We start from the raw sequence: 4,745 nt of genomic DNA on the forward strand, positions 1-4,745 counted from the left end.
ACCGGCCGCGACCGCGTCGCCGACCGCCGCCTGGGCGGCGCCCGCCAGCGCCCGGCGGCCCGGATGGGCGCCCGGGACGATCGGCGGCAGCAGGGTCACCTCGCCGACCAGGCCGCGGGCGGACACCACCCGGCGGACCGACGCCACCAGGCCGTCGTCCCCGACGAACGCCGACACGGTGGTCGGCTCGCCCCGCCCCGTGCGGTAGCGGATCGTCACCGGCTGGACCGGCACACCCGCGTCGATCGCCGCCTGGAACAGCGCGGGCCGGAAGCGCCCGCCGCCGCGCCCGCACCAGGTGCTGCCCTCCGGGAACACCACCACCCGCTCACCCTGGCGCAGCGCCGCCGCGATCTGCCCGACCGTGTCCGGCAGCGACCGCAGCCGGTCCCGCTCGATGAACAGGGTGCCGCTGCGCGCGACGAAACCGCCGAGCACCGGCCAGGCGCCGACCTCGGTCTTCGCCAGCATCCGGCCCGGCCGGACCGCCGCGATCAGCGCGATGTCCAGCCAGGACACGTGGTTGGCCACCAGCAGCGCGCCGCCGCGGCCGCCGCCGCGCTCCCCGGTGGAGCGGATCCGCACCCCGAAGCCGGCCGCCACCGCCCGCGACCACACCCGGACCAGCCACTCCCGCTGGGTCCGCGGCAGGCGCCGCACCAGCGGACCCACCGCGATCCCGGCCACCAGCACCGTCAGGCCCACCACGCAGCGCAGGACCCGGCGCGGGACGGAGACCGTCGCGGCCGGGGGCGCCACGCACTCCTGCGGGGTGCACGGCGCCGTCGGCAGCCAGGCGCTCACGACGCGGGGCCCGCCGGGGCGCTCTGCCCGGCCGACAGGAAGTGCCGCAGGTAGCGCGGGTCGGTGCGCTCCAGCGACAGCAGCACGTACAGGTCGGCGACGCCGAAGTCGGGGTCGTAGGCGGGCTCGCCGCAGACCCAGGCGCCCAGGCGCAGGTAGCCGCGGAGCAGCGCCGGGACGGGCGTGCGCTCGGGGCGGGTGATGCCGCTCGGGTCCCACGGGCGGTGCGGGCGGACCCGGTACTCCTCGGGGGCGAGGTGACGGGCGGCCATCGCGTCCCAGACGCCGGCCGCGGTGCCGCCGCCGTCGGTGAGCGGCGCGGAGCAGCAGCCGGCGATCCAGGTGTTGCCGGCGTCGACCAGGTAGCGGGCGATGCCGCCCCACATCAGGTTGATCACCGCGCCGTTGCCGCGGTGCTCGGCGGCGATGCAGGACCGGCCGACCTCGACCATGTCGCCGCGGATGCCGGCCAGCTTCGACAGGTCGAACTCGCTGTCCGAGTACAGCCGTCCGGCGCGCTCGGCCTGGGCCGGGCGCAGCAGCCGGTAGGTGCCGACCACCTCGCCGGTGGAGTCGTCGCGCACCAGCAGGTGGTCGCAGAAGTCGTCGAACGGGTCGACGTCGAAGCCGGGCAGCGGGGTGTCGAGCACCGCGCCGAGCTCCTCGGCGAACACCTGGTGGCGCAGGCGCTGGGAGGCCCGCAGGTCGGCCTCGTCGCGGGCCAGCGCGACCGTGTAGGACGGCGCGGCGGCGGGCTTGGCCCGGCGGGAGGCGGGCACCGACGGTCGCGCGGCGCCGTCGGCGGTGGCCGGCAGCGTGAGAGTGGTAACAGCGGTCATGGCGAACTCTCCGTGGATTCGCGGACGGTGACGGGTGCGCGATGAGCCGGGCACCCGCGAGGTCCGGGACGACCGTCACGCGTTTGGCGTGGCACCCGTATGTCTCCCCGAGCGGGCTGGCGTCGCGGTGGCCATTCGGCGGAGCGCAGATGTGCACCGGCTGAAGGCCTGGCTGCTGCCCCCGGAGGGCCGGCCGGCGGCCCCGGGAGGCCGCCGGGCCCCGGGCCTGCGGGTGCCGGAACCGGACAGGCGCCGGTCACCTGTTGGTCGATGAGGCGTCGACGACCGGCCACCGGCCCCTGACAGCTTGTCCGCATGCCGATCCGGGGTGTGGCCACTGACCCGTACTGGTGCCGGACGCTCGGGTTCGCGGGCACGGCGGCCCTCGCGGTCGGTGGCCTGGCCGCGGGGGCGCTTCCGACCGGGGTGTCGTACGGGCCCCTGCACGGCCACCCCCGACTCGGGCTGCTGGTGGTGTACTTCGGGCTGGTCCTGCTGATCGCGGGCTGGCTCAGACTGGGCCAGGTGGTCCGCGGGCCCCACGCGCCCGGCCCGCGCTCGCTGATGCTGACCCTGGCGCTGTGGGCCGCGCCGCTGGTGGCCGGTCCGCCGCTGTTCAGCCGCGACGTGTACAGCTACCTGGCGCAGGGCGCGATGGTCGACGGCGGTCTGGACGTGTACACCCACGGCCCCGCCGACCTGGGCGGCCCGCTGGCCGAACAGGTGCCCGCGGTATGGCAGTTCACCCCGGCGCCGTACGGCCCGGTGTTCCTGTCGCTGTCCGGCGCGGTGGCCGGGGCGAGCGGCCGGCACGTCTACTTCGGGGTGCTGGGCCTGCGGCTGGTGGCGCTGCTCGGGGTGGCGCTGCTGGTGGCCCTCGTCCCGCGGCTGGCCCGCCGCTGCGGGGTCGACCCCGGCGTGGCGCTCTGGCTCGGCGTGCTCAACCCGCTGGTCCTGCTGCACCTGGTGGCCGGCGCCCACAACGACGCCGTGATGCTCGGACTGCTGGTCGCCGGGCTGGTACTGGCGCTCGCCCGCCGTCCGCTCTGGGCGGCCGGACTGGTGTGCCTGGCGGCCCTGGTCAAGGCACCGGCCGCGCTCGGCCTGCTACCGGTCGCCGCACTGTGGTCGCAGCGGCTGAAGGGCCGGGCCCGGCTGCTGCGGGCCGGGTCCGCCGTCGCGGCCGCCGCCCTGGGAACAGCCGCCGCCGCCACCGCCGCGACCGGCACGGGCTACGGCTGGATCCACGCGCTCGGCACCCCGGTGTCGGCCGGCAACTGGTCGCTGACCAGCGCACTGGGCCGGGCCACCCGGGGGCTGGCGGTGCTGCTGGGCGCCGGGCCCGCGGAGGGCGCGACAGCGCTGTGGCGGTGGCTCGGCCTGGCCGCGGCGGCCGCCGTCCTGCTGTACCTGTGGGCCCGGCGCCCGGTGGCCTCACCCGTCCACCTGCTCGGCCTGAGCCTCACCGCGCTGGTGGTGCTCGGCCCGGCGCTGCGCCCCTGGTACGCGCTGTGGGGCGTGGTGCTGCTGGCCGCCGCCGCGACCCACGGCCGAATACGCCGCTGGGCGGCGCCCGCCAGCGGCGTGCTCGCCCTGGCGGTGCTGCCCAGCGGGTTCGCCCCCGACATCCCGGAACTGGCCGCGGCGGTCACCGGCGGCCTGCTGGCGGTCGCGGCGCTGTACGGGCTGCGGCTGCTGCCCGGCGACCGGCCGCTGGTGATCGAGGCCCAGGAGCGGGCGCTGTGGTGAGCGGGCCGGACGGTGGACGGATGACAACACGGCGAGCGGGTACGGGCCGATCGGTGGCGGGACGCGTGGTGACAGGACGAGTGGTGGCGGGGCGAGTGGTGACAGGGCAGGGGACGGCCGGGAACAGGGTGAGCGGCCGGGCGGCGGCCGGCGGGCCGGGCACCGCCCGGCGGGTGCTGGTCCTGGCCGGGCTGGCGCTGGCGGTCGGCGTCTTCATCGCCGTGATCCCGGGCCACCGCGGCTGGTTCGACGTCGGGGTCTACTACGGGACCGTCCACCACTGGACCGGCGGTGGCGCGCTGTACGACTACGTGCACCCCAACAGCACGATGGGCTTCACCTACCCGCCGTTCGCTGCGGTCTGCATGCTGCCGATGGCCCTGGTGGGCTGGCACACGGCGGTGGCGATCAGCGTGGTGCTGAGCGCCCTGGCCGCCGCCGCGCTGCTGTACTGGCTGGTCGATCCGGTCGCCCGGCGGCTGGGGTGGAACCGGTGGTTCACCTTCGGGGTGGCCGGCTGCCTGCTCGGGCTGCTCGAACCGGTCCGCGACACCTTCAGCTTCGGGCAGGTCAACCTGCTGTTGGTGGCGCTGGTGCTCGCCGACTGGAAGCTGCTGACCGGCGCCCCGCAGCGCCGCCGGTACGCGGGCATCGGGATCGGTCTGGCGGCCGCGTTCAAGCTGACGCCGGCCGTGTTCATCCTCTACCTGGCCGTCACCCGGCGCCGCCGTGCCACCCTGGTCGCGGCCGGTACGGCGGTCGGCGCCACCCTGATCGGCCGGCTGGCGGCGCCCGAGGCCTCGCACGCGTTCTGGACCGACCTGCTGTGGAACACCAACCGGGTCGGTTCGCTCGGCTACGTCTCCAACCAGTCCCTTCAGGGCATGATCGCCCGGCTGGCACCGGACGTCCCCGGGCGCGCCGCCTGGGCGCTCGCCGTGATCGGGGTGCTCGCGCTGTGGGCGTACCGGGTGCACCGGGCCGCCTCCGCGGGCGACGAGCTGACCGGCTTCGCGCTGACCGGGCTGACCTCCTGTCTGATCAGCCCGATCACCTGGATCCACCACCTGGTCTGGGTCCTGCCGGCCCTGGTCCTGCTGGCCGACGTCGGCCTGCGCGAACCCATCGGCTCGGCCCGGCGCGGCCGGCTGCTGGCCGCGGCGGCCGCCGGGTACGTGGTGCTGTGCAGCAGCGTGGTCTGGCTCTGGCGGTTCGACACCGCGGGGGTCGGCGGACTGATCGGCGGCAGCACCTACCTGTGGATCACCCTCGGGCTGCTGATCGCGCTGCCGGTCCGCCCGGCGGCGGCCGCCCGCAGCGGACGGCTGCTCCCGGGCGGCCTGCCGGCGGCGC

Annotated in this window: 4 protein-coding genes; 2 read left to right on the forward strand and 2 right to left on the reverse strand. The window is 76.5% G+C overall.

The features are described from left to right. Both AA75_RS08390 and AA75_RS08395 read right to left on the reverse strand, forming a co-directional pair. Positions 1 to 804 (reverse strand): 1-acyl-sn-glycerol-3-phosphate acyltransferase (locus AA75_RS08390; protein ID WP_033819194.1); only part of this gene is annotated, 804 nt, incomplete at its 3' end. After that, complete coding sequence (locus AA75_RS08395; RefSeq protein WP_082526347.1) at positions 801 to 1,643, reverse strand: GNAT family N-acetyltransferase; 843 nt, start codon at positions 1,641 to 1,643, stop codon at positions 801 to 803. The genes AA75_RS08395 and AA75_RS08390, both read right to left, overlap by 4 nt. Positions 1,644 to 1,958: 315 nt before the next feature. Here AA75_RS08395 and mptB point away from each other — a divergent pair, with 315 nt between their 5' ends. Together mptB and AA75_RS08405 are read left to right on the forward strand one after the other, a co-directional pair. Next, positions 1,959 to 3,392 carry a polyprenol phosphomannose-dependent alpha 1,6 mannosyltransferase MptB gene (mptB, locus tag AA75_RS08400; protein ID WP_051812009.1) on the forward strand — a complete coding sequence of 478 codons (1,434 nt, stop codon included), beginning with the start codon at positions 1,959 to 1,961 and terminating at the stop codon, positions 3,390 to 3,392. 128 nt (positions 3,393 to 3,520) lie between these two features. After that, positions 3,521 to 4,745 (forward strand): glycosyltransferase 87 family protein (locus AA75_RS08405; protein WP_051812010.1); only part of this gene is annotated, 1,225 nt, incomplete at its 3' end.

It is taken from the genome of Kitasatospora sp. MBT63 (assembly GCF_000710465.2).
In the GTDB taxonomy this organism is placed as follows: domain Bacteria; phylum Actinomycetota; class Actinomycetes; order Streptomycetales; family Streptomycetaceae; genus Kitasatospora.